The organism is Bacillus sp. B1(2022) (genome assembly GCF_040259625.1).
Classification (GTDB): domain Bacteria; phylum Bacillota; class Bacilli; order Bacillales; family Bacillaceae; genus Bacillus; species Bacillus velezensis.
In genome coordinates, this window is record NZ_JANIFO010000003.1 from 16,928 (window position 1) to 33,077 (window position 16,150).

Here is a 16,150-nt window from a genome sequence, read left to right on the forward strand (position 1 = left end):
ACACTTGAATAGAGGTATTATATCATTTTTATACTTCTTTAATAAGAAAAAATAACCAAAATGATAGAAAAACAAATTATTTTATTAAGGTCTGACAAAAAGAAGAGAAATTTTGGAAACATTTTTGTTGACATTTTTCATTTTGTTTATTAATGTTTCTCTGTAACGGTTTCTTTTGTAAAAGGATGATTGAATGTATGACGGATAAAACAGAAAACTCATTGAAATTATTTATTGTACTGTCACGTGCGTACCGATCTATTAACGACCATATGAATAAACATATTCATAAGCACGGCCTGAACCCGACGGAATTTGCGGTGCTTGAGCTGCTGTACCACAAAGGCAACCAGCCGCTTCAGCAGATCGGCGACAAAATTTTATTAGCGAGCGGAAGTATTACATACGTTGTTGACAAATTAGAGAAAAAAGAACTTCTCATCAGAAAAGCCTCGCCGACTGACAGAAGAGTGACTTTCGCACAGATTTCCGAAAAGGGAATCCGTCTTTTGGACGATATTTTCCCTGATCATGCTGACGAAATTAAAGAAATGATCAGTGTGCTGAGTGATGAAGAGATAGAAATGTGTACGGAAATGCTGAAAAGAGTGGGGTTAAACGCTAAACATTTTCATCAGAAATAAAAAAGGAAGCCATTTGAAAGGCTTCCTTTTTTATATTACTGATTTTGGTCAGTCGCGGCGTTTCTAGGCTGTATCAATACCTCGACGCGCCTGTTTTTGCTGCGCCCTTCAGCGGTTTTGTTCGACACGGCCGGTTTATACTCTCCGAAACCTTTGGCGCTGAATACTTTTGCGTCAAGTTTCGGGTTTTCTGTCAGAATAGCCATGAAGTTGACGGCCCGCATGACGCTTAAATGCCAGTTAGATTGATATTGTGAGTTTTTAATCGGTACATTGTCCGTATGTCCGCTGATGATAATGTTCCTTGGCGGATTCAGCACAAGGAGATTCGAGATTTCCTTGGCAAGCGGAATATCTTCCTGACGGATATCCGCCCGTCCGGAATCAAAAAAGATACTGTCTTTAATGGTAATTAAGAGTCCTTCTTTAGTCAGCTTTGTTTCCAGCTGAGTTTCAAGCTTTTTATTTTTTATAAATTGATTGACTTGTTTTTGCACGCCTTCAAGTTCTTCGCGGTCGGCTGCTTCTCTTTCTTTCTTTTTCTGTTCTTTATCTTTTTCCTTGTCTTTTTTTAACTGATCAACGCCGTCTTTTTCGTTTTCAGGAGGGGTGACGCTTGAATATTCAAGAACACCCGTGCCTCCGGTAAACACGGCGTTAAATGATTTAGACAGCATTTGGAATTTCGCCGCATCGACCGAGCTCATGGCGAACAATACAATGAACAGAGCCAAAAGAAGGGTGAGCAAATCCGCGTACGGGATCAGCCAAGACTCATCCACATGCTCGTCATCATGCTTCTTCTTCTTTTTTCTCGCCATTGTTTGCCTCTCCTTCTTGTTCAGCGACTTTTGCGCGTTCATTCGCAGGAAGATACATGAGAAGTTTTTGTTCGATCACTTTCGGGGCCTGTCCTTCAAGCACTGACAGAACGCCTTCGATCATGATTTCACGCAGTTTGACTTCCTGCTTTGATTTGCGTTTCAGTTTGTTGGCGAAGGGATGCCATAGTACATATCCTGTGAAAATCCCGAGAAGGGTGGCGACAAACGCCGCACTGATGGCATGTCCGAGCGCCTCGGTATTGTTCATGTTGGAAAGAGCCGCGATAAGGCCGATGACCGCACCCAAAACGCCGAGTGTCGGCGCATATGTGCCGGCTTGTGTAAAGATGGCTGCGCCGGCCTGGTGTCTGTCTTCCATCGCTTCAACTTCCTCAGTCATAATATCTCTGATAAATTCTGCGCTTTGTCCGTCAACCGCCATACTCAGGCCGTTTTTCAAAAATGCGTCATCCACGTCTTCAATGCTTGCTTCCAATGCGAGCAGACCTTCACGTCTGGCGATCTGCGCCCATTGAGAGAACATAGGAATTAATTGCGCAATTGTCAGCTGTTTGTTTTCTTTAAACAGCACTTTAAAAAGGGCAGGCACTTTTTTGATTTCTTTTCCGGGGAATGCGATGATCACCGCAGAAATCGTACCGAACAAAATAATCAGAATAGCTGCCGGGTTAGCGAGTGCGCTTAAGCTGACCCCTTTCAGCACCATGCCCACGCTTAAAGCAATCAAGGCGAGGATGATACCGATAATCGATGTTTTATCCATAGTTTTCACCAAATCCTTTATACTAGCTTTCTATGGTTAATATCGGTGGCAGTGCATGGAACTTTAGGGTGATTGAGAAATTGTTCCCGAATTCTTCACAGTTTCTCCCTTTCGGCATGGAGAAAGAAACAAAAAAGCGGCTCCCCGCGAGGAGGGAACCGCTTTTTTCTTATTGTGCCCGGACTTTGATGCCGTCCTCTTCCATTACGACATGGAAGGCTTTTATTTCGTTGTCATCCAATAAGAGATCTGTCATTTCGTCCTCGATCAATTCTTGGATGGTTCTTCTGAGCGGGCGTGCTCCGAAAGCTGGGTGGTAGCCGATTTCAGCGATTTTTTCTTTCGCATCATCGGTGACGTTCAGGCTGATGCCGCGCTCTTTTAATGTGTCTTCAAGCTCTGTGAGAAGCAGGCTGACGATTTTCACGAGATGTTCTTTTTTCAGGGATTGGAATTCAATGATGCTGTCAAACCGGTTTAAAAACTCCGGTTTGAAGAACGAGCTCAGTGAATCAATCAGCGTTTGTTCTTCCAAGACGCTCTCTTCAGATTGGAATCCGACTTTCACCTGTTTTTCGCCGGTTCCAGCGTTGCTTGTCATAATCAAAACGGTATCTTTGAAGCTGACCGTTCTGCCCTGGCTGTCTGTCAGACGGCCGTCCTCCATAATCTGCAGAAACATATGCTGGACATCAGGGTGGGCTTTTTCAATCTCATCGAGCAGCACGATGCTGTACGGATTGCGGCGCACTTTTTCCGTTAATTGACCGGCTTCATCGTGTCCGACATATCCCGGCGGTGAACCGATGATTTTTGATACGGCGTGTTTTTCCATGTATTCACTCATATCGAGACGGATAATGGAATCTTTTGTACCGAACAGTTCATCTGCGAGTGTCTTTGATAACTCGGTTTTTCCGACTCCGGTCGGTCCGACAAAGAGGAAGGAGCCGACAGGTCTGTTTTTGGATTTTAAGCCGGCGCGGCTTCGTCTGACCGCTTTCGCCACTTTTTTCACGGCTTTTTCCTGACCGATGACGCGCTGATGAAGATGCTCTTCAAGTTCCTTCATTTTGACTTGTTCATCAGCCTGGAGTTTTCCGACCGGAATGCCTGTTTTCTGTTCAATGATGGCTTGAATATGCTCCGCCCCGATTTCAGGTGAAGAGGCCGGAGCTTCTTGTGCCAGCTGCTTTTCCAACGCCGCTTCTTCATCACGCAGTTTCGCGGCAAGCTCATAATTTTCTTCATGAAGCGCTTTTGTTTTCTCCGCGTCAATTGCTTTGAGTCTCTCAGCCGCATCTTCTTCATTTACGGTATCAAGCTCCAGGTTCGCCTTAGAGCCGGCTTCATCTAATAAGTCGATCGCTTTATCCGGCAGGTGGCGGTCCTGAATGTAACGGGATGAAAGCGTAACACAGGCGTTTATCGCTTCATTGCTGAATGTGACGCCGTGGTATTTCTCGTATTTATCTTTAATGCCTTCCAGAATGCTGATGGCTTGTTCTATTGTAGGCTCGTGAACCATGACAGGCTGGAAGCGTCTTTCAAGCGCCGCATCTTTTTCAATCTGGCGGTACTCTTTCAGCGTTGTCGCCCCGATGACCTGCAGCTCGCCTCTGGCAAGCGCCGGTTTCAGGATGTTCCCGGCATCCATTGAACCCTCGGCAGAGCCGGCGCCTACAAGAAGGTGAATCTCGTCAATGAACAAAATGCCGTTTTTCCGTTCTTTTAATTCGTTCATTAATTGTTTCATTCTTTCTTCAAACTGGCCTCTGATCCCTGTATTGGCGACGAGAGAAGCGACGTCAAGCAGGTAAAGCTCTTTGTTTTTCAATTTGTTCGGCACATCGCCTTCAGCGATTTTAAGCGCGAGGCCTTCTGCAATAGCCGTTTTACCGACGCCCGGCTCACCGATCAGCACCGGATTGTTTTTATTCCGGCGGTTCAAAATTTCAATTACGCGCGCCACTTCATGATCGCGGCCGATCACAGGGTCAATCAGACCTGCTTTTGCGCCGTTTGTGACGTTTTGAGCGAGCTCGTCGAGCAGGCCTTTTTCAGGGCCGGCCTGCTGTTTATTTTGATTGGGAGCGAAACCTTGCTCAAACGGGAATCCGAATGATTGCGGCCCCATGCTCATAGACGGTTTTCGGGTTAATTCTGTATAACATGTTTCACATAAAACGAATTGTTTTTGAATGGAATTGACTTGCATGTTCAGGCGAATCGTCGCCTCGTTTTTCTGACAATGTTGACAACGCATTTGCCAAAACCTCCTCGAAAAATGTTTGATCATCTTTGACCAAATGGATTAGAAAATAAGGTCTTAACTTTGACCTTCTTTGATTAATAGTATACTCTGACCTTCTTTGACTTTCAAGTGTTTTGTTTCAAACCCCGAAAAATAAATGTTTACAGCATGATAAGTGATATTTGTGAGGTTTGATTATTTTTGACCAATATAGTCAGAAAGGAAATGAAATGCTTTGACCTTTCTTGATGAAGAGTATACGCCGGCCCTTTTTTTCTTTCAATATTTTTGCTTAGAGGAGAGAGCTGAATCTGTTTTCTCCGGGGAAGGACGATTTGTTCGTCTTTTCGGGCGACTTGTCTCATAAGCATATATAAAGGCCTGGACAAATCTGCGCTTAGCCGGAGGGTGAAATGGGACAAACAAAAGGTTCTGCAAGTCAGCTTGCATTTGTATACGTAGGCACGGTTGTAGGAGCCGGTTTTGCCACGGGACGGGAAATCGTTGAGTTTTTTCTGAAGTTTGGCTGGATCGGTCTGTTCGGTATCGTGGTAAGCGGTCTGATGTTTACATATTTAGGCGCCAAAATCATGATCATTTCCAAACGGATTCATGCAGCATCTTATCAGGAATTGAACACATATTTATTTGGCAAGTCCATCGGCCGCGCCGTTAATATGTTTATGATGTTTATATTGCTGGGAGTGACCTCTGTCATGCTGTCCGGAGCGGGAGCGCTGTTTCATGAACAGCTTGGCTGGTCCGCACAAGCGGGGATCCTTTTGACGATCGTACTGAGCTTTGCCGTCATGACAAGCGGCGTTAAAGGTGTGTTCGGCGTCAATATATTGGTTGTGCCGCTTTTAATTTCCTTCTCTTTTATCGTGACAGCTGATTCATTTGTATTTACAAGCACGAGAAACGCGGACGAATGGGTATGGCCTGACAAGTGGAATTGGCTTTTGTCCGCCGTCTCTTACGGCGCGTTAAATTTATCGCTCGCCCAAGCCGTCCTTGTGCCGCTTGCGAATGAAATGTCTTCAGAGAAGGTGATCAGAAGGGGGGCTTATTTTGGCGGCGTTCTGTTGACACTGGTGCTTGCCGCGAGCTTTTTATCATTATCGGTGCTGCCGGATGTGCTGGAGTTTGACATTCCGATGGCTCAAGTCGTCTATTCGTACTCGCGTTCGCTTCATATCATTTATTTGTTTATTATTTTCGGGGAAGTGTTTACGTCGGTCATCGGCAATCTATACGGATTGGAAAAACAATTAAACAGTTTTCTTCATATAAAAAGTACATATATTTACGGCGGCATTTTGGCGTTTGCTTTCATTATCAGCCAAATCGGCTACGGACAGCTGATTTCCACCGTTTATCCGGTGTTTGGGTATGTGAGCCTCGCTTTCATCGGCGCATTGATTTGCAAAAAAATCCCGAAAGAAAAATAAGGATATAAGGAAAATGTCTGTATTTTTTGGGAATTCCCCTTCTTTTTTCCTGACATTTCTGTATAATGAATTGGGAAATGATGGGGAGGAGTAAGAGATGAAAGCTCGACGTGTATTATTGGGATTTATTTTTATTTGTATCGGCATTGCGTTTTTTTTACAGAGGGCGGGAGTTATTCATATATCCGCAGGTTCGGCGTGGCCGTTTCTTTTCATTATAATGTCCGCAGGGTTTCACGCCGGATTTATTTTTGCGAAAAAAACGCCTGAACAGGCGGAACTGCTCGTTCCGGGCGGTATGTTTTTTGTGCTGGGCTGCCTGTTTTGTTTTGAAACGGCAACGGGATGGACGTATTCAGACGTGACGTGGCCTGTTTATATATGGGCGCCTGCTCTCGGTCTGTTTGAGCTGTGGTATTTCGGCGGGAGGAAGTTAGGTGTATTGATTCCTGCTTTCATCCTGACAGCCGTGGGAGCACTATGCTTTGCCGGTATGCTGATGCCGGGGCTGTGGCCGCTTTTGATCATCGCAGCCGCGCTTTTGTTTCACGCCGTTGCCTTTATGCAGCCGAAAAAAAGATCGGGCCTTCTTATTCCGGGCGGCATTTTGCTTGTGACGGGTTGCTTGTTATGGTTTGAAACGCTGACGGATTGGACATACGCAAATGTGACATCGCCTGTCTACCTCTTTGCCGTTGCGTTCGGCCTGTTTGAAGCCTGGCTGTTCGGCAGAAGGCAAAGAGGGCTTTTGACTGCTGCGGCGGTTCTGTGCGCCGCGGGCATTTTCGGCATATTCACCAATGCAAATGAAGTCATCAGCGAACGCGGCTGGCCCGCTCTCATTCTTTTGCTGGGCGCCGCTTTTCACATTCCGATTTTCGGCCCGAAACCTGTCAAAAACGCGGGACTTCTTGTACCGGGCGGCATCTTATTGATTACGGGGATCTTGTTTGTCTTTGAAACGGCAACCAATTGGTCCTACTCCGGTGTGACATGGCCTGTTTACCTGTTGGCAACGGCATTCGGTTTATTTGAGCTGTGGCTGTTCGGCGGGAAACAGAAGGCGCTGCTCATCCCGGTTGCGGTGCTGACCTTGACAGCACTTTGCTTTATGATGACGAATCAGCCGATCATTCCGGTTTCTGTTTTCTGGCCTGCTTTATTTGTTCTGATCGGGATTGCGCTGATGGTATTTCCGGGGAAAAAACGCGGGGCTTAAACCCGCTTTTGCAGCCTGACACAGGGTTCAGGCTGTTTTTTTATTGTCACGGGAAACAACATTATGGTATGATAGCAAAAGTGAAAAAAGAAGAAAATCCGTATTGATGCGGGAGAGGTTCTAGCTACACCCTCTATAAAAAACTAAGGACGAGCTGTATCCTTGGATACGGTTTTTTTATGTTTTTTTAGGGCGCCTTCTCCGAAAAAGGCGCTTTTTTTATGGAATGATAGATAAGGGAGAGAAAGACATGAAAAAAGAAAAAGCAGTTGTGGTGTTCAGCGGAGGCCAAGACAGCACGACTTGTTTATTATGGGCTTTGCAAAACTTTGAAGAAGTGGAAACCGTTACATTCCATTATAATCAGCGTCACCAAGAAGAAATCGATGTGGCAAAATCGATTGCCGAAAAGCTCGGTGTCAAAAATCACTTGCTTGATATGTCTCTTTTAAATCAGCTCGCTCCGAATGCGCTGACAAGAGATGATATCGAAATTGAAGCGAAGGACGGGGAACTGCCGACAACCTTTGTGCCGGGACGCAACCTTGTATTTTTATCCTTTGCATCGATTCTTGCATATCAAATCGGCGCGCGCCACATTATCACCGGTGTTTGCGAGACTGATTTCAGCGGCTACCCGGACTGCCGTGACGAGTTCGTCAAATCCTGCAATGTCACCGTCAACCTGGCGATGGAAAAGCCGTTCGTCATTCATACGCCGCTTATGTGGCTGAACAAAGCAGAAACGTGGAAACTTGCTGATGAGCTCGGCGCGCTTGATTTTGTAAAGAATAACACACTGACTTGCTATAACGGCATCATTGCGGACGGATGCGGCGAATGCCCGGCATGCCTGCTCCGCAATAAAGGATATGATGAATATATGAAAATGAAAGGAGAGCGAAACTAATTGCTTTCTCAAATTTACCCGCAGGTTCAGCATCCTTATTCGTTTGAGTTGAATAAGGACATGCACATCTCAGCCGCGCACTTTATTCCCCGCGAAAGCGCCGGAGCGTGCAGCAGAGTCCACGGGCACACGTATACAGTAAATATTACAGTTGCGGGGGATGAACTGGACGATTCAGGCTTTCTCGTGAATTTCAGCGTGCTGAAGAAATTGGTGCACGGCGCTTATGACCATACATTGCTGAATGACCATGACGAATTTTCTGCTGATGATGACAGATATTCACTGCCGACGACCGAGGTCGTGGCCAAAACGATTTACGATAAGGTGCAGTCCTACCTCGAAACACTGGAGAATCAGCCGGTCTGCGTGCAGATTTTTGTCAGGGAAACCCCGACAAGCTATTGCGTATACCGCCCGAAAAAAGGTGATAGGAATGGCTAAAGGAATTCCGGTATTAGAAATTTTCGGACCGACGATACAAGGGGAGGGCATGGTTATCGGCCAGAAAACCATGTTCGTCCGCACGGCGGGCTGCGACTACTCCTGCAGCTGGTGCGACTCCGCTTTTACATGGGACGGCTCAGCCAAAAAAGATATCCGCTGGATGACGGCGGAAGACATTTACCGCGAGCTGAGAGAAATCGGCGGAGACGCTTTTTCCCATGTCACCATCTCAGGAGGAAACCCGGCACTGTTAAAGCAGCTTGACGCGCTGATTCTGCTGCTGAAAGAGAACGGGGTGCGCGCCGCTTTAGAAACGCAGGGAACGGTCTATCAGGATTGGTTCACAATGATTAACGACCTGACGATTTCACCGAAGCCGCCAAGTTCGGGGATGACAACCGATTTTGCAAAGCTCGATCACATTGTGTCTTCGCTTGATGCGGCAGAAAGGCTTAACGCGGTCAGCTTAAAGGTCGTCATTTTTAATGATGAAGATCTGCAATTTGCGAAAACCGTGCACAAGCGGTATCCGAATATTCCGTTTTATCTTCAGGTCGGAAACGATAACGTCCATACGACGGACGACCGGGCATTGATCGCACATCTGCTCGGAAAATACGAAACACTCGTTGATAAGGTTTCAGCCGATTCGGATCTGAATCTCGTCAGAGTCCTGCCTCAGCTGCATACATTGCTTTGGGGCAATAAACGGGGAGTTTAATAGAAAGGGAGATTTATATGACAAGAAAAGAATCAGAATTAGAAGGAGTTACGCTCCTGGGGAATCAAGGGACAAACTATTTATTTGAATATGCGCCGGAGGTTTTGGAATCATTTCCGAATAAACACGTGAACCGTGATTATTTCGTTAAATTCAACTGCCCGGAATTTACGTCGCTTTGCCCGAAAACGGGACAGCCGGATTTTGCAACCATCTACATCAGCTATATTCCGGACGAAAAAATGGTGGAAAGCAAATCGCTGAAGCTGTATCTTTTCAGCTTCCGCAACCACGGAGATTTCCACGAGGACTGCATGAACATCATCATGAATGATTTGATCGAATTAATGGACCCCCGCTACATTGAAGTATGGGGCAAATTCACGCCTAGAGGCGGAATCTCGATTGACCCGTATACAAACTACGGCAGACCGGGAACAAAATATGAAAAAATGGCCGAACATCGGATGATGAATCATGATATGTACCCGGAGACGATTGATAATCGGTAATTATTCCGTTGTGTGATACGGAGTGTGAAACGAAGTGGAGTCACAGTAAAATCCGAACATTCAGTGCTGATTTTCAGCGGAATTGTGACCGAGTCACAGCGAAGTGTGACCAGCACTAAGCTCAATAAAAGTGTGACCTGAGGTGCAACCTGAACTGTGACTTTTATGCAGTGAAAAATTGATAGTACAGAAGCAGATTAAGGCGTACAATTTGTACGTCTTTTCTTTTTTATCCGAAAGAAAAAATGCCTATCTAGAGACCATAGGCATTAAATATTATTATCAATATCTTCATTTATTTTTTGGCTAAGTTTCTGAACCTTCTCTTTAACATTTGAAACAGCTCTTTTTTGAATTTCATCAAAGTTTTCCTGAATATAGTCCATGACACTTCTTATTAGAACTTCACTTTCAAAATTGAATATCTCATTTATTTCTGACTGTTCTTCATCTGTTAGGTGATGGTATTGAAGTTGTTTAGCATTTACTTCAGCAGCTACATCTATCCTAACGTACAATTTCATATTCACCTTCTGCATACTCTTGCTCCGCATAATGGCTTCCCCATTGACAGAGCTCCTGCAAGATAGGTTTAAGAGATTCTCCAAGTTCAGTGGATGAATATTCAACCTTCGGCGGTACTTGATTATACATCTTTCTGCTCACAAGTCCACTGGCTTCAAGCTCTCTAAGTGTTTGAATCAGCATTTTCTGAGTTATATTTGGGATCATGCGCTTTAATTCACTCGTTCTCTTTGGTCCATTCATTAAAAAGTATAATACAAGGCCTTTCCATTTTCCGCCAATCACTTCCTTTGTCACTTCAAACCCACAGCTGAATTTTTTCATGTCTAAAGCTCTCCATTCCACATTTATTACTTTTTAGTTACTATATCACAAAAAAGTGGGTACTTCCGATAATGTGCTTACTAAAGGATACTATATCTTGTAAGTTGTTCTTCAAGTACTTAAAGGTACTAGACATAAAATAAAATCAATTCTAAAGGAGTGTTAAGTATGGGTAAATTTGAAGGTAAAATAGCGCTTGTAACGGGTGGAACAAGTGGGATTGGTCTTGCTACAGCACAAAAATTTGTAAACGAAGGTGCATATGTTTATATCACGGGACGTAGACAAAACGAACTTGATAAAGCTGTTAACCAAATTGGCAAGAACGTAACCGGTGTTCAAGGTGATATTTCTAAGCTTGAAGACTTAGATAAACTATATGACATGATAAAGCAGGAAAAAGGTAAGTTGGACATTCTTTTTGCTAATGCAGGCACCGGCAACTTCCTTCCATTAGGTGAAATTACTGAAGAGCAGGTTGATAGAACGTTCGACATTAACGTTAAAGGAACCATCTTTACTGTTCAAAAAGCGTTATCACTATTCCCGGACAAAGTAGGTTCTATTATTGTAACGGGCTCTACTGCTGGATCAATTGGCAACCCAGCGTTTAGTGTATATGGAGCATCTAAAGCAGCATTAAGAGCACTAGTTCGCAACTGGATTCTTGACCTGAAAGGTACTGAAATCCGTGTAAATGTGGTGAGTCCAGGAGTTATTCTTACACCTGCATACGATGAGCTTTTTGGTGATGCACTTGAAGGAGCAATGGAAAATACCAGAAATACTGTTCCAGCTGGAAAAGTTGGGACCCCTGAAGAAGTAGCAAACGCTGTATCTTTCCTTGCTTCAGACGAAAGCAGTTACTTGACGGGTGTTGAATTGTTCGTAGATGGCGGGCTAGCACAGGTATAATTTCACTGCGCAGAGATTACAAATAGTCCCCAAAAAAGGTTAAAATCAATCGTTTGGTAAGGTGTGAAATTGGTGTGACTTCATGATTAATGTCTAGAGCAAGTACTTATGGGACAAGACTTTGACCTGCCTTTTCTTCCACGAGGACTGCATGAACATCATCATGAATGATTTGATCGAATTAATGGACCCCCGCTACATTGAAGTATGGGGTAAATTCACGCCTAGAGGCGGAATCTCCATTGACCCGTATACAAACTACGGCAGACCGGGAACAAAATATGAAAAAATGGCCGAACATCGGATGATGAATCATGATATGTATCCGGAGACGATTGTCAACCGTTAATTTTCAGACGGGGTACGGTCTCGGAATATAACCTAAATACCCCCGCCTTTTAAGCGGGGGTTTTTTTCGTCTGGGCCGCGCCGCCAAAAAGGTGCATGATATTTGCACAGAACTTCTATAAGGAAAAGAGAAAAGAAAAAGACGAGTAAACCCGGGGGGAGTGTACTCGCCGCTTCAATACGTGACGGGTGCTGGATGGCAGCTCGTCTGTTTCATTATAAAATAGGGAACATACGTTTGTAAAGGCCTGCGCAGTTTTTTCTCATTCGGAGCGGATCAATTGTAAAGGAATGGTCAGCATGATAGCATGTCCTGTAAAAAGAAGGAGTGTTCGTTATGGAGCCGTTAGAGTTAAACGGTGTAAGGCTGAAAATGTATGATTGTAAAGAAAGTGCAGGCAATAACGGCCGCATGATTTCATTCGTATTGAAGGTGACATCTGAAACGTATCATGATATTGCCGTCCTTTTGTATGAAAAAACATTTGACATCAAGGCGCCCGAGCGTGGGCTTGAATTCCGCGGTAAAATAACCAACTACCATACATCCGTCACAAATCTTTACAATAAAGGTGAGACCGGTGATTTTTTTGTAGAAATGACCGAAATCTGAATTCATTTGAAAAAGCTGCCGGCCGGCAGCTTTTGTGCGGGATATGTAAATGGTTCGGATTGTTCGGGGGGTTTAATAGGAGTCTCTGATGATTTTATAATTCTTATGGTTGACGACAGTGAGGGAATCTAATTCAAGGTCACGATAATTATCCATGATGGTTACATCAACGATGACGGAGTTTTCATTTACTTTTTCAACAATACCGGTTAATCCGTTTTTAAATTCAATGACGTTTCCAACCTTAGCAATTTTCACGAGCTTCCTCTCCTTTATCATAAATCCTGTTTGAAAATATTTTGCAGTATTTTCTTTAAGAAGTAAAGCGATATGGGTATCAGCCCGCTCAATCATTGTCCCGGCGGGGGAAAGATGGTATATTGATTTTCGGGAAAAAGCCGAGAAAAGGAGGCTGTGTTCGTTGCTGCCTGAGGAAATTTCAGAATGTATCAACCAAATGCGCACCGGGGAAGTCAAAGAATTCAGGGTGCAGAAAGAACATTTTCTTGCATTTCGAGCAGTTTTATCGAAGCAGGAAGATTTTAAGCATTTCCGCGGTATTGCACAGCAGGGCGGAGATGTTGTTTTCCAGTATTTAGAACAGCCAAGAAGCTGACGGCTCCTCGCACTTGAGGAGTCTTTTTTTGTTTCTTAGTTTCTCATTTCATCTGGCTGTAACAGATGTAAACAAAATGTAAAATCCCTCCGATGGATACTTTTACTGCTATTTGGTTAATGTTGTGAAAATGACGGCTGTTTTCCTGCCAATAACAAGGCTGTTAACGAACTTCTTCCATCATAAAAGCTGATTGGGAGCACTGGAAAATCTTTAACCGTGAATTTGCGCACAGCTCTTGTTAAGGTAGTGAAGTATTTAAGGAGGAAATCGTATGACGACAAAATTTGCTGCCTTGGCTGTCTTTTTTCTATGTTTTATGCCTGCATCAAAAATTGAACATACAGAAGCTCTGTTTACTTTTGCGAAGAAGCCAAAGCAAGAACCCAGCACACTGGTTGCTGATTTAAATAAAAAAAGCTCGGTTCCGAAGCTTTCAAAAACGGATTATAAGCATTCTATCCAACCGATAAAGCTGTCATCTCACCAAGAGAAGAAAGCAAAACCGGAAGAGACGGCTTATCAGCCGCCGAAAAAAACGTATTCCCGCGCTGACAGACAACTTCTGTCGCGTCTCGTTCACGCAGAAGCGAAAGGTGAATCTTATAAAGGGAAGGTTGCGGTAGCCAGCGTAGTGCTGAACCGCACTGAAAAAAACGGCTTCCCGGATACCATTCGGGGCGTGATCTATCAAAGGAATGCATTTGAACCGGTAGCAAACGGAAGCATTAATCAAAAGCCGGATAAGGATTCCATCGCCGCCGCAAATGAGGCGCTTGACCATCCGGGCAGAGAAACGGACGCGTTGTTTTTCTACAATCCGAAAACGGCATCTGACCACTGGATCCGTTCCCGAAAAATTATCGAACGGATCGGCAGACACGTATTTGCGATGTAAGCATAGCGGGATCAAAAATATCCCGGCTATGCTTTTTTCAATTTTGAGAAATCGAAAATATTTTCAGAACTTGTCTCATATGATGATGGAAGAACGAGAGACAAGGAGAGACACCATGAATCGATTTGTGAAAGGGATCATTCTTTTATCCATCGCCGCCTTTTTCGCGGAATGTCTGGAATTTGTCGTGAATATGATACTGGCGCGGGAGCTTGGCGAGCATGGGATGGGACTTTACATGAGTATTCTGCCCACCATTTTTTTAATCATCGTCATCGCCAGTCTGGAGCTTCCGATCTCCATTTCAAAATTCATCGCGGAATCCAATCAGAAGCTGCATGAAAGCATGCTCCGGCATGCCTTCAGAATGACCGCCGTTTTTACCGCGTTTTCAACCGCGGCCGCAAGCATCGCGCTGCCGTTCATTCCTGTATTCGATACGTATCACCCGTTTATTAAAGGGATTGTCATCGGGCTGATTCCAGTCGTCGCTTTTACATCCATCGCCAGAGGTTATTTTATGGGTGTGCAGCAAATGGGAAAAATCGCGGTTGCGAATGTCATGAAAAAAATCATTCAAGTGCTTTGTCTGTTTATCTTTTTTCAATGGTATTCTTTTGAAATTGATATGGCCGTGCTCATTTCATTATTTGTGCTGGTCGCAAGCGATGTCGTGGTGTTCGTTTACTTGTATACGCAGTTTATTTTGGCGCGGAGGGCGCTTTCCGGCCATCAGCACATTCATCTTCGCGGGAAAGACGTGCGGAAACGCCTCCTGGCCGTATCCATCCCGACAACGGGACTTCGTATATTTCATGCGGTGACAAACGCCATTGAACCCTTTTTAGTGAAAGGAGCGCTGCTGGCGTCCGGGGCAGCCGGGACAGCCGCGATTGATCAATACGGCATGCTTGCCGGTGTAGCGATGACAATCGGTTCGTTTCCCGCATTTATCGCCCATTCGCTGATGGTCGTCATGATTCCCAGCATTTCAGAAGCGTATGCGCTGTCCCAATATGATATTGTGCTGAAACGGCTGAGACAAGCGATTTTTATTACATTCGGCTACGGCATTCCGGCAGTCTGGGTCATGTTTCAGTTCGCGGGCCCGCTGACCCATTTGTTTTTTCAGTCTCCGGAAGCGCAGTATTATTTGCAGCTTTTGTGGCCGTTTTTTCTTTTTCATCTGTTTGTGATGCCGCTTCAGGCCTGTCTGATCGGTATCGGCCACGTGAAAACGGCGTTTTATCATAACGTATGGAGCAGCATTGTGGGGCTTTCGATGATGTATGTGCTCGGTTCTATGCCGGAATTGCAAATGCTCGGCATTATACTCGGCATGAATACCGGCATGATTCTTCTGACAAGTTTACATTACGCGACGATCTGCAAAGACCTCGGTGTCTCCGTGTTTTTGACGGGCGGCGGAAGAACAGCGCCCCGGATCGAAAGCTGAAAAGGCTGATACATTTCAATAAGGAAGGGCAAGCTATCCGAAACGCGTGAAAGGAAGATCATATGCATAAAAACCGCCTAATTGTATGTGCAGTCCTTTTGATAGCTGCCGCCGTCTGGATGCCTGAAGCAAAAGCCTCATCAGAAAAACAGGCAGTTCCCGCCGTGTTTCTGATGAAGACGATTGAAGGAGACGAGATATCGATTCCGAATAAAGGGCAGAAAACGATTTTGCATTTTTGGACATCGTGGTGTCCGCCGTGCAAAAAAGAACTGCCTCAGTTCCAAACGTATTATGAACAGCATCAGTCCGATGATGTAAGCCTTGTAACGGTAAATTTGATGAATGCCGAGCGAAACAAAAATACCGTTCAAAACTTTGTCAGTCAGCATCATCTCACTTTCCCGATTGTTCTTGACACGAAAGGCGAGCTTATGAAGGAATACGATGTCATGACGATTCCCACGTCATTTCTGCTGAATGAAAAAGGAGAAATCGAAAAAAAGATCGTCGGTCCGATGACCGCCTCACAATTAAAAGAATGGTCAGAGAAATAAAAAGGTGCTGGAGGAATTCCTCCAGCACCTTTTTTGCATATAATGAACAGCTGAAGAAACACTAATGATAATTATTATCAAAAAGAAATTAAAACAATTATAATTGAAATCTTCCGCCGGCATGCTATAATA

General features: G+C 44.6%; 19 protein-coding genes, 1 pseudogene and 1 riboswitch. Of the genes and pseudogenes, 14 read left to right on the forward strand and 6 right to left on the reverse strand.

All coding sequences use genetic code 11. The features are described 5' to 3' along the window. The first annotated feature begins 197 nt into the window (after positions 1-197). The gene (mhqR, locus tag NQS30_RS06385; RefSeq protein ID WP_007408463.1) at positions 198-644 is read left to right on the forward strand and encodes a MarR family transcriptional regulator MhqR; all 447 of its coding nucleotides are present in this window, start codon (positions 198-200) and stop codon (positions 642-644) included. 35 nt (positions 645-679) lie between these two features. On the opposite strand, the gene motB is transcribed toward mhqR, so the two are convergent. The 3 genes from motB to clpE form a co-directional block, all read right to left on the reverse strand. Beyond that, positions 680-1,465: a flagellar motor protein MotB gene (gene motB, locus NQS30_RS06390; protein ID WP_003154685.1), complete on the reverse strand. Its 786-nt coding sequence runs from the start codon at positions 1,463-1,465 to the stop codon at positions 680-682. Continuing rightward, entirely contained in the window at positions 1,437-2,252 is an 816-nt protein-coding gene (gene motA / locus NQS30_RS06395; protein ID WP_007408461.1) for a flagellar motor stator protein MotA, read from the reverse strand. The genes motB and motA overlap by 29 nt, the downstream gene beginning before the upstream one ends. A 169-nt stretch (positions 2,253-2,421) precedes the next feature. Then, positions 2,422-4,518, reverse strand: coding sequence for an ATP-dependent protease ATP-binding subunit ClpE (gene clpE, locus NQS30_RS06400; RefSeq protein WP_218791612.1), 2,097 nt, complete (start codon positions 4,516-4,518; stop codon positions 2,422-2,424). A 401-nt stretch (positions 4,519-4,919) separates the two neighbouring features. Here clpE and NQS30_RS06405 point away from each other — a divergent pair, with 401 nt between their 5' ends. The 6 genes from NQS30_RS06405 to queF all read left to right on the forward strand — a co-directional run bounded on the left by NQS30_RS06405 (position 4,920) and on the right by queF (position 9,766). Next, positions 4,920-5,957 carry a YkvI family membrane protein gene (locus NQS30_RS06405; RefSeq protein ID WP_012117417.1) on the forward strand — a complete coding sequence of 346 codons (1,038 nt, stop codon included), beginning with the start codon at positions 4,920-4,922 and terminating at the stop codon, positions 5,955-5,957. Positions 5,958-6,054: 97 nt separating this feature from the next. Then, complete coding sequence (locus tag NQS30_RS06410; protein WP_061581993.1) at positions 6,055-7,176, forward strand: hypothetical protein; 1,122 nt, start codon at positions 6,055-6,057, stop codon at positions 7,174-7,176. A gap of 108 nt (positions 7,177-7,284) precedes the next feature. After that, positions 7,285-7,329, forward strand: a riboswitch (PreQ1 riboswitch). A gap of 97 nt (positions 7,330-7,426) precedes the next feature. Then, complete coding sequence (gene queC / locus NQS30_RS06415; protein ID WP_003154679.1) at positions 7,427-8,086, forward strand: 7-cyano-7-deazaguanine synthase QueC; 660 nt, start codon at positions 7,427-7,429, stop codon at positions 8,084-8,086. Beyond that, positions 8,087-8,530, forward strand: coding sequence for a 6-carboxytetrahydropterin synthase QueD (queD, locus tag NQS30_RS06420; RefSeq protein ID WP_007408455.1), 444 nt, complete (start codon positions 8,087-8,089; stop codon positions 8,528-8,530). After that, complete coding sequence (queE, locus tag NQS30_RS06425) at positions 8,523-9,254, forward strand: 7-carboxy-7-deazaguanine synthase QueE (protein WP_015239741.1); 732 nt, start codon at positions 8,523-8,525, stop codon at positions 9,252-9,254. The genes queD and queE overlap by 8 nt, the downstream gene beginning before the upstream one ends. A gap of 17 nt (positions 9,255-9,271) precedes the next feature. Then, positions 9,272-9,766: a preQ(1) synthase gene (queF, locus tag NQS30_RS06430; protein ID WP_003154673.1), complete on the forward strand. Its 495-nt coding sequence runs from the start codon at positions 9,272-9,274 to the stop codon at positions 9,764-9,766. A 269-nt stretch (positions 9,767-10,035) separates the two neighbouring features. On the opposite strand, the gene NQS30_RS06435 is transcribed toward queF, so the two are convergent. Both NQS30_RS06435 and NQS30_RS06440 read right to left on the reverse strand, forming a co-directional pair. Next, positions 10,036-10,290, reverse strand: coding sequence for a hypothetical protein (locus NQS30_RS06435; protein ID WP_041482013.1), 255 nt, complete (start codon positions 10,288-10,290; stop codon positions 10,036-10,038). Then, a complete protein-coding gene (locus tag NQS30_RS06440) occupies positions 10,274-10,615 on the reverse strand; it encodes a winged helix-turn-helix transcriptional regulator (protein ID WP_012117419.1) in 342 nt (113 codons plus the stop codon). The genes NQS30_RS06435 and NQS30_RS06440 overlap by 17 nt, the downstream gene beginning before the upstream one ends. 168 nt (positions 10,616-10,783) lie before the next feature. On the opposite strand from NQS30_RS06440, the gene NQS30_RS06445 reads away from it, so the two are divergent. From NQS30_RS06445 to NQS30_RS06455, 3 genes and pseudogenes are all read left to right on the forward strand, one after another. Further along, positions 10,784-11,530 (forward strand): SDR family NAD(P)-dependent oxidoreductase, encoded by a 747-nt coding sequence (locus NQS30_RS06445; protein WP_015239743.1) that lies wholly within the window; start codon positions 10,784-10,786, stop codon positions 11,528-11,530. Positions 11,531-11,666: 136 nt separating this feature from the next. Next, a pseudogene (locus NQS30_RS06450) lies at positions 11,667-11,879 on the forward strand (7-cyano-7-deazaguanine reductase); the annotation flags it as partial. 336 nt (positions 11,880-12,215) lie between these two features. After that, complete coding sequence (locus NQS30_RS06455) at positions 12,216-12,491, forward strand: DUF3219 family protein (RefSeq protein WP_025284650.1); 276 nt, start codon at positions 12,216-12,218, stop codon at positions 12,489-12,491. Between the two features lie 72 nt (positions 12,492-12,563). Here NQS30_RS06455 and NQS30_RS06460 read toward each other — a convergent pair whose 3' ends face one another. Next, the gene (locus NQS30_RS06460) at positions 12,564-12,749 is read right to left on the reverse strand and encodes a YkvS family protein (protein WP_003154669.1); all 186 of its coding nucleotides are present in this window, start codon (positions 12,747-12,749) and stop codon (positions 12,564-12,566) included. Between the two features lie 163 nt (positions 12,750-12,912). Here NQS30_RS06460 and NQS30_RS06465 point away from each other — a divergent pair, with 163 nt between their 5' ends. From NQS30_RS06465 to stoA, 4 genes are all read left to right on the forward strand, one after another. After that, positions 12,913-13,107 carry a hypothetical protein gene (locus NQS30_RS06465; protein ID WP_059367104.1) on the forward strand — a complete coding sequence of 65 codons (195 nt, stop codon included), beginning with the start codon at positions 12,913-12,915 and terminating at the stop codon, positions 13,105-13,107. Positions 13,108-13,381: 274 nt separating this feature from the next. Beyond that, entirely contained in the window at positions 13,382-14,005 is a 624-nt protein-coding gene (locus NQS30_RS06470; protein ID WP_059367103.1) for a cell wall hydrolase, read from the forward strand. Between the two features lie 115 nt (positions 14,006-14,120). Continuing rightward, the gene (locus tag NQS30_RS06475; protein ID WP_007409593.1) at positions 14,121-15,461 is read left to right on the forward strand and encodes a polysaccharide biosynthesis protein; all 1,341 of its coding nucleotides are present in this window, start codon (positions 14,121-14,123) and stop codon (positions 15,459-15,461) included. Between the two features lie 62 nt (positions 15,462-15,523). Beyond that, positions 15,524-16,018, forward strand: a complete 495-nt coding sequence (gene stoA / locus NQS30_RS06480) for an endospore biogenesis thiol-disulfide oxidoreductase StoA (RefSeq protein WP_007409594.1) — start codon at positions 15,524-15,526, stop codon at positions 16,016-16,018. Positions 16,019-16,150: the final 132 nt, after the last annotated feature.